The following is a 16,631-nucleotide window of genomic DNA, read 5'->3' as shown; positions in this document are numbered from 1 at the left end:
GGTTTGAGTTGCAAAAATGCAGTGGGCGAAGTGGTTTTTGTTTTTTCGAATCACTTGTGAAACCGATGTTTTACTATTAGTTTTAACAGGCTAACTGCAAGAAATTTAAAGGATTACTAATGAGTGAACAAGCAAGCAGTCAAGACTCCCCATTGACTAACAAAAGGGTTTTGTTGTTATTTGCCCATCCTTCTCAATCTCGTTCAGAGGTTAATATTGCCTTATTTAAGGCTGCAAAAAAGGTTCCGGGTATCACCTGCGTTGACCTCTATAGTGAGTACCCTAAATACGACATTGATATAGAGCGGGAACAACAGCGTTTGTTGGACCATGACATCATCATTTTTCAGTTTCCTTTGTATTGGTACTCCACGCCTTCAATCCTCAAAGAGTGGCAAGATTTAGTCCTTGAGTATGGCTTTGCCTACGGACATGAAGGTACCGCGATACAAGGTAAACAGTTTTTCTGCGCTATTACTGCGGGGGGCAAGGAAGATGCTTACCAAACGGACGGTTATAACCATTACACCATTCGAGAATTGCTGCACCCGATAGAGCAAACCGCTGCGTTAACGGGCATGAACTATTGGGCTCCGTTTGTTTTGTTCGGTTCGCGAACGGCGCTAGAAGAAGGCAGAGTTAAAGAACATGTCAAAAGCTGGAAGCAATTGCTTGAGGCGTTAGTGGAAGGACGAGTTGATGAAAATCTCGCAACGTCTTTACCCCAAATTAGCGGCAACCTGGAAGCCGTGATTAAAGGAGTGCAGTCATGACAGGTTACTTTTTACAAGCGTTTATCTATCTGATTGCAGCCGTTATTGCTGTTCCAATTGCCAAGCGCTTAGGGCTAGGTTCAGTACTAGGGTACCTAATTGCAGGGGTTATCATTGGTCCAGTTGCAGGACTCGTTGGTGAAGAAACGACAACTATCCAGCACTTTGCTGAATTTGGCGTGGTGATGATGTTATTCCTAGTGGGTTTGGAGCTTGAACCCAAGATGCTTTGGAATATGCGTAACCGTCTAATGGGGTTGGGTGGCATTCAAGTCGTCGGAACTGCAGGCATAGTGATGGGGATTGCTCTAATCCTTGGCATGCAGTGGCAAATTGCCTTCGCTATCGGGCTTATTTTCTCTCTTTCTTCTACCGCAATCGTCTTGCAAACCTTTAACGAAAAAGGACTCACCAAGACTGAGGGCGGACAAAATGCCTTCTCGGTATTGCTGTTCCAAGATATCGCAGTGATCCCAATGTTGGCGTTTATTCCTTTATTAGCCCTACCTGAATTGGTGGAACTGGCACAAACAACGGTTGCTGAAAGCTCAGATCATCACCCAGAGCTAAGCTTGGTCGCAGGGCTACCAGGATGGGCATACGGATTGGTTATTACGGCTTCCATTGCAATCGTCGTGGTTGGCGGTCATTTTGCCAGTCGCCCACTGTTTCGGTTTGTGGCAGCTTCTGGGCTTCGCGAAATTTTTACTGCTACGGCTTTGATGCTAGTGATAGGTATTGCCGCGCTGATGGGACTGGTGGGTCTTTCTCCTGCGCTGGGTACCTTCCTTGCGGGCGTTGTATTGGCTAACAGTGAATTTAGACATGAATTAGAATCGAATATAGAGCCGTTTAAGGGCTTATTGCTGGGTTTATTCTTTATTACTGTGGGAGCGGGTATCGACTTTTCGGTACTGCTAAATGACTTCTTTGTCATCATTGGCCTAACGCTAGGACTCATGCTACTCAAGGGCTTGGTGCTGTGGTGCTTAGCTATAGTGTTCAAGATAAAAGGGTGCAATCGTTGGTTGTTTGCGTTGAGCCTAGCTCAGGCAGGTGAGTTTGGTTTTGTGCTTCTCAGTTTTACCGTTCAGAACCACGTCATACCGACGGATATTGCAACAACATTATCGCTGGTGGTCGCCCTGTCTATGTTCTTAACTCCTGCGTTATTTATCTACTATGACAAGGTCATCATCCCTAAGTATGAGAAGGCGAGCAACCAGGACGAAGAAGACGACGTTATAGATGAGCAGGGTACGGTAATTATTGCTGGTGTGGGTCGTTTTGGTCAGATTGTGAATCGTTTGTTGGTGAACAATGGTGTGGAAACTGTAGTGCTCGATCATCAGGCAACTCAGGTGGCTAACCTAAGAAAAATAGGGATAAAAACCTACTTTGGTGATGCAACCAAGCCTGATTTATTGCATACCGCAGGTATTGAACACGCCAAGGCTTTGGTCGTCGCTATCGACAACGAAGAGGCCTCTCTCGAGTTAGTAAAATACGTCAGACATACCTATCCACATGTAAAAGTGATTGCTAGAGCATTTGATCGTGGTCATTCTTATCAGCTACGTCAGGCGGGCGCGAATCATATCGAAAGCGAGACCTTCCATTCAGCTCTGGAGGTGGGCACGGTTGCACTACGCTGCATGGGCTTTCATCCATTCCAGATTGAGCAACAACGAACTTCTTATATCAAAGTGGAGAAAGAGAGTTCAGATAAGCTTTACCATGCTTGGGTAGATGACTCTGAGGGTGAGCGTTATGACAATAACTTCATCAAGCTTTTTGTCGAGTTAGAGGATAAGATACGCGACGCGATGGATTCAGATCGTAGCGACAATCATACTCGAAGTGAACGGGGTTGGACTCCGCCACCAAAAGGCTATGCAGACCAATTTAAGGACCCAGCCGAGTGACAAAGCATAAATCGTGGCAAACACCACAAAACTTTTTAATCCTGATTTCAATTGTGGTGCCAGTCGCTTTTTCAAGTTGGATGGCACTACTTAACAACTTTGTTATTGAGCGTGCCAACTTTGATGGTGCAGATATAGGCTTACTGCAAAGCGTTCGTGAAATCCCTGGGTTCTTAGCGTTTACTGTGGTGTTTGTGCTTTTGTTCATTAGAGAGCAAAAGTTCATGTTGGTGTCGCTGTTTATGCTGAGTCTGGGCACGTTTCTAACTGGCTTCTTCCCAAGTGTAACGGGCTTGTTGTTGACGACTTTATTGATGTCGACAGGATTCCACTACTTTGAAACCTTAAAACAATCCCTGTCGCTGCAATGGTTATCTAAAGATGAAGCGCCGGAGATGCTCGGCAAGATGATCTCCATTGGTGCGCTTGCCTCGCTCATCACGTATGGCGCCTTGTGGGTTATGCTAGAGGTGATAAAGCTCGATTACATAGTGGTGTATGCCATAACGGGCGGCGCTGCCCTAGTGTTAGTAGCACTGATGACCATCGGCTTTCCGCAATTTAAAACGGATACAGTACAGAACAAGAAACTGGTATTAAGAAAGCGCTACTGGCTGTATTACGCTCTAACCTTCATGAGTGGTGCGCGTAGGCAGATATTCACCGTGTTTGCAGGGTTCTTGATGGTTGAGAAATTTGGCTATTCAGCAGCCGATGTCACGCTACTATTTTTGGTTAACTATCTATTTAACTTCTTGTTTGCGAAGAAAATTGGTCGCTTTATTGGGGTAGTAGGCGAGCGCAAGGCACTGGTATTTGAATACGTTGGCTTGATTGGGGTCTTCCTAGGTTATGCCTTTGTGCAATCCGCGGAGTGGGCGGCCGCTCTCTATATCATCGATCACTTGTTCTTTGCTTTGGCGCTCGCGATCAAAACTTACTTCCAAAAGATTGCAGATCCTGCTGATATGGCCTCTACCGCTGGCGTTAGCTTTACCATCAATCATATCGCAGCTGTAGTCATCCCTGTGACCTTTGGGGTGATTTGGTTGAGTTCTCCCGCATTAGTGTTTGTGATTGGCGCTGTAATGGCTGCCGTGTCTCTTATTTTGTCGCTAAATATCCCAGCGAAACCTACTGAAGGTAATGAGGTTAGGCTCTTTAGTTGGGGTAGGGTGTAATGGCTGGTTGCAACATAGCCGGCCTTTTGCTCACATTGAGTACCCCTTGTGTCATCAACGGATGGTTTTTGGGGGGCTGAAAAGTGCAAATGATACGGTCCCAGAAAAGACCTAGGCAATCACGGCATCTAAATTGACAGCAAACACCAATAGTCCCTAGAGTCATCTAACGCACAAACATTTAGATTGCCGATAAGAGACTTCGGCAATGACGGTGTTGGTTCTAATGACTTTAGCTCGTCAGCTACTTGATAGCTGAGAGGGCTAGCGGTAAGCACTGTCATTCACGTAAGCTGTTAGCGGGAGTCTTGGAGCGTTAGGGAAGATTGCCGATAAGAAACCTCGGCAATGACGATGTTGGTTCTGATGACTTTATCTCGTCAGCTACTTGATAGCTGAGAGGGCTAGCGGTAAGCACTGTCATTCACGTAAGCTGTTAGCGGGAGTCTTGGAGCGTTAGGGAAGATTTCCGATAAGAAACCTCGGCAATGACGGTGTTGGTTCTAATGACTTTAGCTCGTCAGCTACTTGATAGCTGAGAGGGCTAGCGGTAAGCACTGTCATTCACGTAAGCTGTTAGCGGGAGTCTTGGAGCGTTAGGGAAGATTGTCGATAAGAAACCTCGGCAATGACGATGTTGGTTCTGATGACTTTAGCTCGTCAGCTACTTGATAGCTGAGAGGGCTAGCGGTTAGCACTATCTTTCTCGTAAGCTGTTAGCGGGAGTTTTGGAGCGCTAGGGGAGCTTGCCGATAACAGATGTCAGTCATAACGTCTGTTATCGGTAGTGCAAGAAAGTCAGAGGATAAGACTGGCTTAATGATCCAAATATAAATAGTTCTGCCAGCTCTTCATACGAATTAGAATCTTACGCATGATAGAAACATGGTGGAAGCTGTCGGAATATACGGCAATCTGTACGGATGTACCTAGCGGTAGGTGGTATTGTGAAATATCGTCAGTGATACGTAACTTCACCAAAGCACGTCCAGCAGCATCGAGTGATTTTGTTCCTAGCAATTTTCCTGAGGCTTGTACTTCACCTTCTGCCATTGCTGGTATAACGTTGACCACCTCTCCTTTGAAAACCTTACCAGGAAGGCTTGGGAACAAGAACTCAGCTTCAAAGCCAGGCTTTAATCGTTGCAACGAATTTTGACGAAATGCACCGATGTAGTCGTACTCTTCAGCATGAATAAACACCATTGATGGTGCCAGTGGCAATGGTACTGCCATTTGACCAGGGCGAAGGATCAGCTGTGTTACATAGCCATTTGTTGGCGCTCTCACCACTGTTTCATCGAGATTGAACTGTGCTTGAGCTACTTCGGCTTTCAGGCGAGCCACTGTCGTGTTTTCACCATCGACTTCAGACTCGTAGGCGACACGAGCACTGTTCTCCATTGCGATTTCTGCTTCAAGATCCGCTTCTGCACCCTTGAGATTTTGTCGGCGAGTGTCAACTTGTTGAGCTGTGAATGCGCCTTTCTTAAAGCCAGCGTAGTAGCGATTAAACTCTCTTTTTACTCTATCGCGCTCAGCTCGAGCTCGGTGAACCTCAGATTGTGCTGCCTTGTATTCTGATTCTAACTGAAATACCGCTTGCTCTGCGGCAGCTAAGTCGGCTTTTTTACCCAAAAGTTTTGCTTTGTAGGGTTCTGATTCGATGGTGAATAAAGGTTCGTCTTTCACTATAAAGGTGTCAGGCTTAACATTCACCTCGACTACGTGACCACGAACTGTGGGTACAATAGGGGTGGTGTTATAGACTTGTCGACCAATCTGTGTGAAAGGGTGGTTGTAGTTCATTAGTAGAATTAGAGTACCAATCAATATAACCCCACCCAATACGGCTGTAGGAACCGACCACTTATTTAAGGGAATCTTGAATATTTTGAAGACAGCGACACAAAAAGCGGTGTAGGTGAGTATCAGTAGTAGATCCATTACGCATCTCCCTCACTTTGAGTCGGCTTAGCACTAGTTTGCTGTTGAGGTTGCGACTGTTTAAGTTGTGCAACTTGCTCTGTTAAATCCTGAACCTTTTGATTTAGCTGAGTAATATCATGGTGAAGATCAGATTGTTCTTGTTTTATTTGAGTCATACCCCAGCCTCTATCTTCACGCCATAACGTGGCCCATATCCAGAGAAATGGCCATAAAGCATGCAGGGTGAAAAGGCTGATCCAGCCAGTGACATGGATGGCATCTTGGTGAGGATGGTTGCGTTTATGCGCTATTTCGTAGGGAATATCGTGGATGACAATGATGCCGTAGAAAATAACAAGGGCAACGAATATTAACAGGCCAAGAGCAACGTAATCGAGAAACATGTTTCATCCTTGTAATGCTTGTTCGAATATTGTTATTTCATTTTCCCCGTTAATGTGTGTAAATACAACTAGTTTATTGATTACATGGACTTTTTCCATGTGACGTATTGTTAATTTTGTATGGGTATTGAGCTAATCAGTTATCTATGCAAGTCATTATCTAAATAGAGGCTAAATATTGAATTTCATAGGAGAGATAGCGGCGATAGGTGCGGCTATTGTCTGGGCTATTGCAACTTGGATTTATGGTCAGTTTAGCCATCGATTTAGTGCCCTACAGCTGAACATCATTAAGGGCGTAGTAGCTTCAGCAATGATGTTGGTAGTTCTGCCATTTTTGCCGCAAGCGAGTATAGAGATCTCAAAACAACACGCTTTAATACTGGGTGTCTCAGGGGTTATTGGCATTGCTATCGGGGACAGCGCTTATTTTGCGTCGTTGAAGCGGATTGGACCGAACAATACATTGCTTTTGGAGTCATTGGCACCTCCATTGTCAGGATTGCTCGCGTTAGTGTTCTTAGGTTTAGGTCTTAGTATTTTTAACTGGCTTGGCGTTATCGTTACAACAATAGCGGTGACATCCGTCGTACTTCAGCCTTCCGCAAATAGGGGAAGCGTATCTAAATCTGGCATCGGTTTTGGTCTATTGGCCAGCGTATGTCAAGCCAGTGGCGTTGTGATCTCGCACTTTGCATTGGTGGCAGGGGATATAGACCCGTTAGTCGGAGCCTTACTTCGATTATCGATTGGCGTTTTAGCCGTCGCAATGATCATTCCGTTTGTGGAGCGTAAGCCTTTTACTGGCCTTTTCAAACTAGGAAAAGGTATGGGAAAAACGGACAAATATTACCTGTTAGCGGCAATTGCAGTAGGCACGTTCTTGGCGCTGTGGTTGCAGCAGGTGGCTCTTAAGCATGCGAATCCAGCGATAGCACAAACTCTTATCGCTACGAGCCCCTTGTTTATGCTGGTTATCTACAAGATTAAGGGCTTAGCTATCTCCAGGCGCTCGATTGTAGGCACCCTAGTGGCCGTTGGTGGCATTGCCATGTTGCTGATGGGCTAGTAAGACTGGGGTCAACAGACCCTAATCACTGCAGTAGTTGATCAAGCGACAATGGTTTTTCTGATATGCCGGCGTTTACGGCTGGCGTTTCACCTGGTTTTTCTTGGTGACATAAATTGTTCCATGCTCGATAGATATCAAGCAATGGCAACAATCCTTCAGGACGCCTTTTTCTTCTTGGTTCATTAACACTGCTTTTGAACATGGCATGAAAACGATCCATATAATGGGTAACCGGAGACAATTTAGGAAGTTGGTGCGCCTGTTTTTGGGTGAGGTTACTCTCTACCAGCTGACACATTGCGCGCTGATCCGCTTTACCTCTCAAGTGCCACTGTTCCGAGAGTGACCAAGGCACCTCTGAGTCTTCAAACCTGAAGGTTTGAGGTTTGCTACCTGTTTTACCTTCTGTCCAATTCTCATCATCCAGTTGATACAGGAGGTCAAGTGATTGCTTTTGGCGCATCGCATTGAAGCTTAGCATGGCTGCATCCGCTAGCATGGGCTCAAAGCTCATACTGATGACCACTTGCTCTTTATTCCCCAGTGAATGGTTTAGCCGTAGATAATGCGCTGCAGTGCAATAGATAGGGGAGACTAAGCTAGATTTAGCAGGGTAATTGAGCTGAGTTTGGTTATGTAAAGGATTATTGCGATGACTACGCTCCTGATGCCCTGTGCTCAATGATCCTAGGATATCTTGCAAAGTGTTACTTTTGGGGGGGAGTGGCGCTGTATTGATGCTTGCTAGGAAGTCACTACCTATGAAACGGTGACCCGAGATGTTTTCTTGCTCGCTCAGGTTTAGAGACTGCAGGGCAATGTAGCGAGAATCAAGGTCAGCAGTGCATACCCACAATACACCATTGTGGCTTTTAGGTTGTAAAAAGCTCCAATCACTACCCAAGTGAAAGTTTTGTCCCTTATTGTGCCAATGATGATCAAACACCGATGATTTCTGGCGGCAAATAGTCGCCATAGATTTGATGTGATCATTTAACGTTTTGGCCTGAATCTTTAGTTTGGCTGCAATTTCTTTGAGGCTAAATCCGGTTAACAATAGCGCTAAAATTGTCACGTGGATCTTCAAGTTTGGATTTTTTACTGAAAACCTATCGACGATAGTCTTTTGGCAACTCTTGCAACGATAGCGTTGTTTGTCTCCGCTAAATCCAAAAGCATAGTAACGGCTAGGGTGTAACTGAACGTTTAAACCTACGTTCTCACATTGCTTATTAGTGCATGCCGTTAGCCCCAAATTCATGTGTTCAAGTTGTGCTGTTACTTCTTCGTTTAACTCTGTAGGCGAAATGATTGGAGAAATAGAGTGACAGCTAACGCAGGCAATTTGGGGGTTATTGGTACTAAGTGAAAATGAGTAATTAGCAGCATTTAGAGAGCCAAAATCAGCACATAATGGATTTTTGCAGAAGTTAAGCGCAAGTAATTGTGGAGATAGGCTATCAGACACGGGCAATACTAGATTCGGAGGATTAAATTGATTTTACCTAATTTTTTGTTCTGCAGACATTTTTTTAATTAGAAGTGCTCGTCTGCTCTATTTGTTGCGTAATATTTAATGGTAAGTTAATACTTAGACTCTCAGTCGGAACTCAAGGAATGAAGATGACAGATGCATTCATAGAAACATCAGAAAATACACATATTCAGATCGGCATAAGTGCTTGTGTTTTAGGTGAAAAAGTCCGCTTCGATAGCGGTCATAAGATCAGCAAGTTTGTTACTAAAGAGCTTGCTCCCTTCTTCGAATTCGTGCCCGTTTGTCCAGAAGTGGGTATGGGAATGAGCGTGCCTCGCCCAACTATTAGACTGGTGACCAATGAAGAGCGCATTGCGCTGGTTGAAACAAAAGATGCGACCAAAGACTATACCGATGGGATGCTTACCTACTCAAATAACAAGGTAGAAGAGCTTAAGGGCCAAGAGTTGTGCGGTTACATTGTTTGTGCGAAGTCGCCAACCTGTGGCATGGAGCGAGTTAAGGTTTACTCCAAAGGCGGCGCCTCGAAAGAAGGCATAGGCATGTATACCGAAATTCTAATGAAGGAAATGCCTTGGTTACCTGTGGAAGAAGATGGCCGACTTAATGACCCTGTGCTTAAAGAAAACTTCATATCAAGGGTATTTGGCTTAAGAGACTTCTATGACTGTATGGGAGATCAACCTACATCTGGAAAAATTGTAGCGTTCCACTCTCGCTACAAGTTAACCTTGATGGCACATCACCCCAATTCTTACAAAGAGTTAGGGCAGTTAGTGGCAAGCGTTGCTGATTATGAACCTGAAGAGTTTTATCAGTTATATCGTTTGAAGTTTATGGATGCACTGACTAATCGTGCCAGTCGTAAAAATAACTCTAACGTTTTGATGCATATCCAAGGGTACTTTAAGAAGTGGCTATCTTCACAAGAGAAACAGGAGCTTCGCAAGGTGATTGATGAATACCGTGAAGGATTACTGCCCCTGCTAAGCGTGTTGACGCTCATAAAACATTACCTTTCACTCTACCCAGACGAGTATTTGCAGAACCAAAAGTTTCTTGACCCACACCCGCAAGAACTGCGCCTACGTTACAGTTTGTGATAGGGGGAGCGCATGAGAGGTTTAGTGTGGTTTCGTAAGGACTTACGAACACTTGATAACACTGCGTTGATTCAAGCCATACGCGATGTCAGCGACTCTCAACACGATAATCAGGGCCTTATGGCCCTGTTTGTTGTAACACCGGAGCAGTGGAATCAACATAACCTGTCACCGATGCAGGCGGATCTTATTGGTCGGCGTTTGGTGTCGCTTTCGGAAGAACTTAAAACGCTCAATATCGACTTACATGTCGAGACAGTGGACAGCTTTAATGAATGCCCTTCGTTACTGACGCAGCTGTGTGCCCGTTTCAACATAGAACACGTCTTTGCTAACGCTGAGTATGAATATAACGAAGTAATGCGTGATGAGGCTACGCAAAAGGCATTGTCTGCTAGGCAGGTTGAGTTTTCGTTGCTCGCTGATAAATGTATTTTCACTCCCGGCACCTTACTCAACAAGGAGGGGAGCTACTTTAAAGTCTTTACTCCCTTTAAAAAAACCTGGTTACAGCGCTTTTGCATCGAACAAAGCTTGGTGCACAAACCTAAGACCTTAGAACGCAATGCGTTATTTGATGAAAACATGCTGGTCAGCTTAGATCTGAGTTACCCGGTTGTAGATAGCTCTAAGTGGCATAGTGACACCAAGTCTGTAATTGCAGAGCTTAGGCGCTTTGCCATCGAAAGGGCCTCGGATTACCAACAAGACAGAGACTTTCCTGCTATTGATGGCACGAGCCAACTTTCGCCTTATTTGGCGCTGGGTATGCTATCTGTCAGGCAGTGTGTGGCGCGGCTGTTAAATGGTCGCCACCCCGAGCAATTAGATATCGGGGAGCAAACTTGGTTAAGCGAGTTGATTTGGAGAGAGTTTTACCAACATCTGATCTACTTTGAGCCAAAGTTATGTAAGGGCAGGGCGTTTGTCCCTTGGAGTGATAATTTACGTTGGCAAGGAGAGAACGCACACCTAGGGAAATGGCAACGAGGTGAAACAGGTTATCCGATTGTCGATGCTGCGATGAAGCAACTCAATGAAACTGGTTGGATGCATAATCGTCTTCGCATGGTAGTGGCCAGTTTTCTGACTAAAGATTTGCTACTGGATTGGCATGATGGTGAAGCCTACTTTATGAACCGATTAGTGGACGGCGACTTTGCGGCAAACAATGGAGGGTGGCAGTGGTCAGCCTCTACCGGCTGTGATGCACAACCATACTTTAGGATCTTCAACCCCATCTCTCAGGGACAAAAATTCGACGCCGATGGCAGCTTTGTTAAGCGGTGGCTTCCTGAACTAAAAGACGTTCCAACCAAATACGTGCATTGTCCCTGGTTATGGACCGATTTCGCAAGTTTGGACTATCCTCAACCTATAGTTGACCATAAACAGCAAAGAGAAAAAGCTTTGCAGATGTATAAGGATGCTAAGGGCAATGGTAGTTAGATTTGTAGTACAGGTAGTTGTCTGGACGTTTTTCTGTTTATCAGGCGCACAAGCGGCGACTTTCAAGTTACCAACAGATGGAAGTTATGTGGTTGGTAAGTTACAGCGTCACCAAGTGACAAAGGGAGAAACCTTTGCCCGACTTGCCAACGAGTATGATGTGGGTTTGTTAAGCCTTATTGCAGCCAACCGAGGTATTGATCCTTTCCTTCCTGAAGATGGTGAGGTGTTAACAATCCCTAATCGTTTTATCTTGCCGACCGCAAAACGTGAAGGCATTGTCATTAATCTCGCTGAGCTCCGTCTTTATTATTACGATCCCGATGGAGTACATGTGCATGTATTTCCGGTGGGCATTGGCCGTATTGGTCGAGAGACACCGCAAATGGTGACGTCTATTAGTGCGATGATTGAAGGCCCGACTTGGACTCCCCCTAAATCCATAAGAATGGCTTACGAAGAAGAGGGCATTGAGCTTCCTGATAAAGTGCCAGCAGGGCCAGACAACCCACTAGGCGAATATGCGATGCGTCTTAGCTATGGCTCTGGACAGTATTTAATCCATGGTACTAACAAAGACTTTGGTATTGGACTTCGGGTAAGTAGTGGCTGCATTCGAATGGAGCCTTCAGACATTGAGTGGCTATTTGCGCAAGTAGAGCGAAGAACTCGTGTAGAGATTGTCAACCAGCCTATTAAAATGGCGGTAGAGCCAGATCATAGTGTCTTTGTCGAATCACATGAACCCTTAACGGCGAGGAACGGAAGCAAACAGTCATTTGATTGGCCACTGGAACTGCAAATATGGTTGGACACTTATCAAGAAGCTTATTCAAGAGTTAATGGCGTCATTCAAATTCAAACCGGAATGCCGACTATGGTGTATGACGGCTCATTTGAATAATGATGTTATTTTTAACTAGATTCTAAGAACTAAAAGTGACAGACATAAAAAAGCCAGCAATTAAGCTGGCTTTGAAATTTAGTGTGTAGTGAGACTACTTGGTGTAAGACTGAGCGATATTATCTAGGCGTTCGTTTGCACGAGCTGCTTCTTCTTGAGCGGCCATTGCGGCCTCTTTAGCTTCCATTGCAGACTGGTCATGCATTGCTGCGTCTTTTTCGTGAGCTGCTTTCAATGCTGCCACATCTTGTTCTAGCTGAGATACTCTAGCGTCCTGGTCTGCCATTTTAGCCGTGGTTTCTTCATCTGGACCTGAAGCACAACCAGCCAATAATAAAACTGAGCTAACCCCTGCTATGAGTAAAAATTTATTATTCATACGAACTCCCTGATTTCTTTTTTAGTAAAGCCATAATTACCGCTGGCTTTCTTAGTGTAGACGTTGAATAAAATATGTTCGAATAATTTATATAAATTAGGTAATTATCTTCAAAATGGTTTTTATTAGTCTTGTGATAATGAGATATTTTTGTGATCTAAGTCGCCAACTAGGGTATTATTAGCCGGATTTTTTTATAGCATGCTTTCTCTATTACTAACCTAGGGCAGGTGAGAAGCATACTAACCCCGTTTAGGAGAGCACTTTGAAGTTTAGAGAATTAGGTTTAGACAATCGTTTAATGAAGAATTTGGATCACTACTCATTTAAGAGTGCGACCGAAATTCAACAGCAGGCCATTCCTGTTGCGCTGGCAGGCAAAGACCTGTTGGCATCGTCTAAGACCGGTTCGGGTAAAACATTAGCGTTTGTTTTGCCAATGCTACACAAGGCTCTTAAAAGCAAAGCATTCTCAGCAAAAGATCCACGTGGTGTTATCTTAGCGCCGACACGTGAATTGGCGCGACAAGTGTATGGCGAATTGCGCACTATGCTAGGTGGTCTTTCTTATACCGCTACGCTTATCGTTGGTGGTGAAAACTTCAATGACCAAGTAAAAGCATTGCGTAAATACCCTCGCTTCATCGTTGCCACCCCAGGACGTTTAGCTGATCACCTTGAGCATCGCTCTCTTTTCCTCGATGGATTAGATACCTTGGTATTGGATGAAGCCGATAGAATGCTAGATCTTGGTTTTGCGCCAGAGCTGCGTCGCATTCACAATCTTGCAAAGCACCGTCGTCGTCAAACACTGATGTTTTCTGCAACTCTAGATCATGCTGAAGTGCACGATATGGCGATGGAGATGCTAAATAATCCAAAGCGTATTTCTATCGACAGTGCTAACGCGCACCACACCGATATTGAACAGAAATTTTACCTCTGTGATCACCTTGACCATAAAGAAGCCATTCTTCACCGTTTAATAGAAGAAGCAGATTACAATCAGGTGATGATCTTTACCGCAACTCGCTCGGATACAGAGCGTTTAACGGCAGAACTGAATAAGAACAACCTCAAGGCTGTAGCATTGAGTGGCGGACTCACTCAGACTCAGCGTAATACCATCATGAGTCAATTTGAACGCACGGTGTTTAAAATATTAGTGACTACCGATATCGCATCTCGCGGCATCGATATTGCCAACGTATCCCACGTTATCAACTTTGATATGCCAAAGCACACTGAAGAGTATGTACACCGTGTTGGCCGTACAGGTCGTGCAGGCAATAAAGGCATGGCTCACTCTCTGGTAGGGCCTAAAGACTGGGACAGCTTCAAGCGTGTTGAAAGCTTCCTTCAGCAAGATCTCTCTTTTGATGTGCTTGAGGGCTTAAAAGGTAAATTCAAAGGTTTGAAACCTAAGAAGCCTGCGTTCAAAGGCAAGGGTGGTAAACCCGTTAAGAAAGCGACAGCGCAGAAGAAAGTGGCGAAGAAGTCAGTTAAGCGCGATAAAACCTTCCATACTAATGTGGCTGTGGGTGACGCGGTGTTTATTCCTAAGAAAAAGACTCCGCCTAAAGTTGATAGTGACGATTGATCCAGCATAATGATAAAAAAGCGAAGCCATAGTGCTTCGCTTTTTTATGTCTGGAAGTTAGCTAATAGCGCAATCAACCCGACTATGTTCAATTGCCTCGAAAGCTGTACGGTAAATTTCTTTAAATTTGTATTTAATTGTGACAGTTTCATGACGTGTAACTGATGTCTATTTGCTCAATATCACTATTCATTTCCGCTGACTTTTAAGATGAGAGCTTGCAAATTAGCTAATAATTAGTCGCTAAACCATACAAGCTTTCTGTCGCATTATTCTTGTATCTTGTTGTTATTAATGGGTTTGTCTTGTTGGGTATAAGCTGGTGGCCTCCTAAGTTTGGCTGACCAATCTAGCCTCCAAGCACTGAGCGCCGTTCAATTCTACGTATCAGAATCGTTGCATATGCACCTTATAAATAATCGATAATTGTCATTTACCTTTCAAGGTTCTGAAACATAAGTGTCATAAAAGACGCTTAAAGTGTCCCTCGTCGATTAAACAAACCCACGACAATATGAATGTCGTGAAATTGATTCCCATTAAGGATAAACAGATGAAAAAGACAGTTATCGGTGCAGTAGCACTTCTAGGCGCACTATCTATGAACACTGCAACAGCAAAAGAAACTATTTCTGTTGTTGGCTCTAACAGTGCTGCTCCACTGGTTGAAGTTTTTGCTGAAACCTACATGAACAAGGGTGAACCAGTATTTATCGAAATCCAAGCGCCAGGCTCTTCTGCTGGTGTTCGTGCTGCTAAAGACGGTTCTGCTGATTTAGGTATCTCTTCTCGTGACCTAAAAACTGAAGAAAAATCTGACGACCTGAAAGAATTGGTTATCGCTCGTGACGGTATCGCAGTTGTAGTTAACCCTAACAACTCTGTTCAAGCGCTTACTGCTGAGCAAATCACTGCAATCTACAAAGGTGAAATTTCAAACTGGAACCAAGTTGGTGGTGACGACAAGCCTATCGTAGCAATCACTCGTGACACAGCTTCTGGTACTCGCGGTGCATTCGAAGACATCATGAGCCTTAAAATGGAAGTATCTGGTATGAAGGTATCAGCGATTTCTCAGCGTGCTCAAGTTGCAAACGGTAACGGTGCTCTTAAAGTATCTGTAGCAAACAACCCATACGCTATCGGTTACATCTCTCTAGGTACTGTTGACGAGACTGTTCAACCTCTAGCTATCGACGGTGCGGCTGCAACTGTAGCGAACGTACAAAACGGTTCTTACAAAGTTGCTCGTCCATTCCTAGTACTTTACAAAGATGGCGCGCCAACAGCTGAAACTCAACAATTCCTAGATTGGATGGTTGGTGACGAAGCTCAAGGCATTGCAGCTAAGAAAGGCTACATCACAGTAAACTAATACCAACGATTTTAATATTTGCTCAGCCTGTGAAGGCTGAGCTTTTACTTGCACCCCATGTTAATGACTGGGTTTAGTGCACATTAGATTTTACCATCGCAATTAATAGTGAATTTTTCTATGAAAAATCAGAGTGTTCAGACTTCTGCTATCGCTGGCGGCCCTTCAATTAGAGAAGATCGCGGCGTAGATTGGAGAGAACGAATCTTCCATGGCCTGTTCTTATCCAGTGCTGTTATCGGTATCGTTTCACTTGCCATCATTGCTTACTTTATTTTTAAAGAAAGTATTCCAGCATTCCAGCAAGCAGGTGTTTCTGGCATCGTTCTAGGTCAAAACTGGTTGCCACCAGCGCTATACGGCGTTGCAACCATGATTGTTGCCTCTTTGGTATCAACACTGGGTGCAGTTTTGTTTGGTGTTCCAGTCGGCGTACTAACCGCTATCTTCATTGCTGAGATTGCACCAAAGCGAGTTGCTGACCTTATTCGTCCAGCTATCGAACTGTTAGCCGGTATCCCATCTGTGGTTTATGGCTTCTTTGGCCTGGTTATCATTGTTCCACTTATTCAAGATATCTTTGATGTTCCTGCAGGTAACACAATCCTTGCGGGTATCATTGTTCTGGGTGTGATGATTCTTCCAACGGTAATTACTGTATCTGAAACCTCTATCCGTGCTGTGCCTCGCGCATATAAAGAAGGCTCTCTTGCGCTAGGTGCTTCAAAGATTTACACCATCTTTAAGCTTCTCGTGCCTGCTGCTCGCTCAGGTATTATGACGGGTGTGATTCTAGGCATTGGTCGTGCACTTGGTGAGACAATGGCAATCATCATGGTTATGGGTAACGCTCCAGCAATGCCGGAAGGCCTGCTAGATGCCGCACGTACTCTAACTGCGAACATCGCTATCGAAATGTCTTACGCAAGTGGCGTTCACGCTAGCGCGCTTTACGCAACTGGTGTGGTGCTTCTGGTCTTCATCATGATGTTAAACGGTGCGCTTTTGTACCTTAACCGTCAAAAAGCGAGATAAGAAA

The 16,631-nt window shown here is 44.6% G+C and carries 14 protein-coding genes; 10 read left to right on the top strand and 4 right to left on the bottom strand.

The genetic code is table 11. The features are described from left to right. Positions 1–152 precede the first annotated feature (152 nt). Genes D5I41_RS01395 through D5I41_RS01385 form a run of 3 tightly spaced genes read left to right on the top strand, consistent with a single transcriptional unit; the run spans position 153 to position 3,879 of the window. A complete protein-coding gene (locus tag D5I41_RS01395; protein ID WP_186811133.1) occupies positions 153–773 on the top strand; it encodes an NAD(P)H-dependent oxidoreductase in 621 nt (206 codons plus the stop codon). Then, positions 770–2,698, top strand: coding sequence for a monovalent cation:proton antiporter-2 (CPA2) family protein (locus tag D5I41_RS01390; protein WP_119008147.1), 1,929 nt, complete (start codon positions 770–772; stop codon positions 2,696–2,698). The genes D5I41_RS01395 and D5I41_RS01390 overlap by 4 nt, the downstream gene beginning before the upstream one ends. Beyond that, positions 2,695–3,879, top strand: coding sequence for an MFS transporter (locus D5I41_RS01385; protein WP_119008146.1), 1,185 nt, complete (start codon positions 2,695–2,697; stop codon positions 3,877–3,879). Before D5I41_RS01390 ends, D5I41_RS01385 begins: the two co-directional genes overlap by 4 nt. 816 nt (positions 3,880–4,695) lie before the next feature. On the opposite strand, the gene D5I41_RS01380 is transcribed toward D5I41_RS01385, so the two are convergent. Both D5I41_RS01380 and D5I41_RS01375 read right to left on the bottom strand, forming a co-directional pair. Further along, on the bottom strand, positions 4,696–5,826 hold the full coding sequence (locus D5I41_RS01380; RefSeq protein WP_119008145.1) for an HlyD family secretion protein: 1,131 nt from the start codon (positions 5,824–5,826) through the stop codon (positions 4,696–4,698). Then, positions 5,826–6,212 carry a DUF3302 domain-containing protein gene (locus tag D5I41_RS01375; protein WP_119008144.1) on the bottom strand — a complete coding sequence of 129 codons (387 nt, stop codon included), beginning with the start codon at positions 6,210–6,212 and terminating at the stop codon, positions 5,826–5,828. Before D5I41_RS01375 ends, D5I41_RS01380 begins: the two co-directional genes overlap by 1 nt. Before the next feature lie 178 nt (positions 6,213–6,390). Between D5I41_RS01375 and D5I41_RS01370 the strand changes: the two genes are divergently transcribed. After that, positions 6,391–7,281 carry a DMT family transporter gene (locus D5I41_RS01370; RefSeq protein WP_119008143.1) on the top strand — a complete coding sequence of 297 codons (891 nt, stop codon included), beginning with the start codon at positions 6,391–6,393 and terminating at the stop codon, positions 7,279–7,281. A 25-nt stretch (positions 7,282–7,306) separates the two neighbouring features. Here the strand turns inward: D5I41_RS01370 and D5I41_RS01365 are convergent, their stop codons facing one another. Beyond that, the gene (locus D5I41_RS01365) at positions 7,307–8,752 is read right to left on the bottom strand and encodes an IS1 family transposase (RefSeq protein WP_119008142.1); all 1,446 of its coding nucleotides are present in this window, start codon (positions 8,750–8,752) and stop codon (positions 7,307–7,309) included. A 155-nt stretch (positions 8,753–8,907) separates the two neighbouring features. Here D5I41_RS01365 and D5I41_RS01360 point away from each other — a divergent pair, with 155 nt between their 5' ends. From D5I41_RS01360 to D5I41_RS01350, 3 genes are read left to right on the top strand one after another with little or no spacing between them, the layout of a single operon-like run. Continuing rightward, complete coding sequence (locus D5I41_RS01360; protein ID WP_119008141.1) at positions 8,908–9,885, top strand: YbgA family protein; 978 nt, start codon at positions 8,908–8,910, stop codon at positions 9,883–9,885. Between the two features lie 12 nt (positions 9,886–9,897). Beyond that, positions 9,898–11,334, top strand: coding sequence for a deoxyribodipyrimidine photo-lyase (phrB, locus tag D5I41_RS01355; protein ID WP_119008140.1), 1,437 nt, complete (start codon positions 9,898–9,900; stop codon positions 11,332–11,334). Further along, complete coding sequence (locus tag D5I41_RS01350; RefSeq protein ID WP_119008139.1) at positions 11,324–12,238, top strand: L,D-transpeptidase family protein; 915 nt, start codon at positions 11,324–11,326, stop codon at positions 12,236–12,238. Before phrB ends, D5I41_RS01350 begins: the two co-directional genes overlap by 11 nt. 94 nt (positions 12,239–12,332) lie before the next feature. On the opposite strand, the gene D5I41_RS01345 is transcribed toward D5I41_RS01350, so the two are convergent. After that, positions 12,333–12,617 carry an Lpp/OprI family alanine-zipper lipoprotein gene (locus D5I41_RS01345; protein ID WP_119008138.1) on the bottom strand — a complete coding sequence of 95 codons (285 nt, stop codon included), beginning with the start codon at positions 12,615–12,617 and terminating at the stop codon, positions 12,333–12,335. Between the two features lie 265 nt (positions 12,618–12,882). On the opposite strand from D5I41_RS01345, the gene D5I41_RS01340 reads away from it, so the two are divergent. From D5I41_RS01340 to pstC, 3 genes are all read left to right on the top strand, one after another. After that, entirely contained in the window at positions 12,883–14,217 is a 1,335-nt protein-coding gene (locus tag D5I41_RS01340; RefSeq protein ID WP_119008137.1) for a DEAD/DEAH box helicase, read from the top strand. Between the two features lie 553 nt (positions 14,218–14,770). After that, the gene (locus tag D5I41_RS01335; RefSeq protein ID WP_119008136.1) at positions 14,771–15,592 is read left to right on the top strand and encodes a phosphate ABC transporter substrate-binding protein; all 822 of its coding nucleotides are present in this window, start codon (positions 14,771–14,773) and stop codon (positions 15,590–15,592) included. A 120-nt stretch (positions 15,593–15,712) separates the two neighbouring features. After that, a complete protein-coding gene (pstC, locus tag D5I41_RS01330; protein ID WP_119008135.1) occupies positions 15,713–16,627 on the top strand; it encodes a phosphate ABC transporter permease subunit PstC in 915 nt (304 codons plus the stop codon). The last annotated feature ends 4 nt before the right edge of the window (positions 16,628–16,631 follow it).

Source organism: Vibrio superstes (genome assembly GCF_003569005.1).
GTDB classification, from domain to species: domain Bacteria; phylum Pseudomonadota; class Gammaproteobacteria; order Enterobacterales; family Vibrionaceae; genus Vibrio; species Vibrio superstes.
The sequence above is the reverse complement of the archived record's forward strand: the minus strand, read 5'-3'. Positions and strand labels throughout refer to the sequence as shown.

What these genes read in the sequence shown, in the direction of transcription:
- D5I41_RS01390 (WP_119008147.1), top strand. Translation starts at nt 770, where the DNA reads ATGACAGGTTACTTTTTACAAGCGTTTATCTATCTGATTGCAGCCGTT.
- D5I41_RS01380 (WP_119008145.1), bottom strand. Translation starts at nt 5,826, where the DNA reads ATGGATCTACTACTGATACTCACCTACACCGCTTTTTGTGTCGCTGTC.
- D5I41_RS01375 (WP_119008144.1), bottom strand. Translation starts at nt 6,212, where the DNA reads ATGTTTCTCGATTACGTTGCTCTTGGCCTGTTAATATTCGTTGCCCTT.
- D5I41_RS01360 (WP_119008141.1), top strand. Translation starts at nt 8,908, where the DNA reads ATGACAGATGCATTCATAGAAACATCAGAAAATACACATATTCAGATC.
- phrB (WP_119008140.1), top strand. Translation starts at nt 9,898, where the DNA reads ATGAGAGGTTTAGTGTGGTTTCGTAAGGACTTACGAACACTTGATAAC.
- D5I41_RS01350 (WP_119008139.1), top strand. Translation starts at nt 11,324, where the DNA reads ATGGTAGTTAGATTTGTAGTACAGGTAGTTGTCTGGACGTTTTTCTGT.
- D5I41_RS01345 (WP_119008138.1), bottom strand. Translation starts at nt 12,617, where the DNA reads ATGAATAATAAATTTTTACTCATAGCAGGGGTTAGCTCAGTTTTATTA.
- D5I41_RS01335 (WP_119008136.1), top strand. Translation starts at nt 14,771, where the DNA reads ATGAAAAAGACAGTTATCGGTGCAGTAGCACTTCTAGGCGCACTATCT.
- pstC (WP_119008135.1), top strand. Translation starts at nt 15,713, where the DNA reads ATGAAAAATCAGAGTGTTCAGACTTCTGCTATCGCTGGCGGCCCTTCA.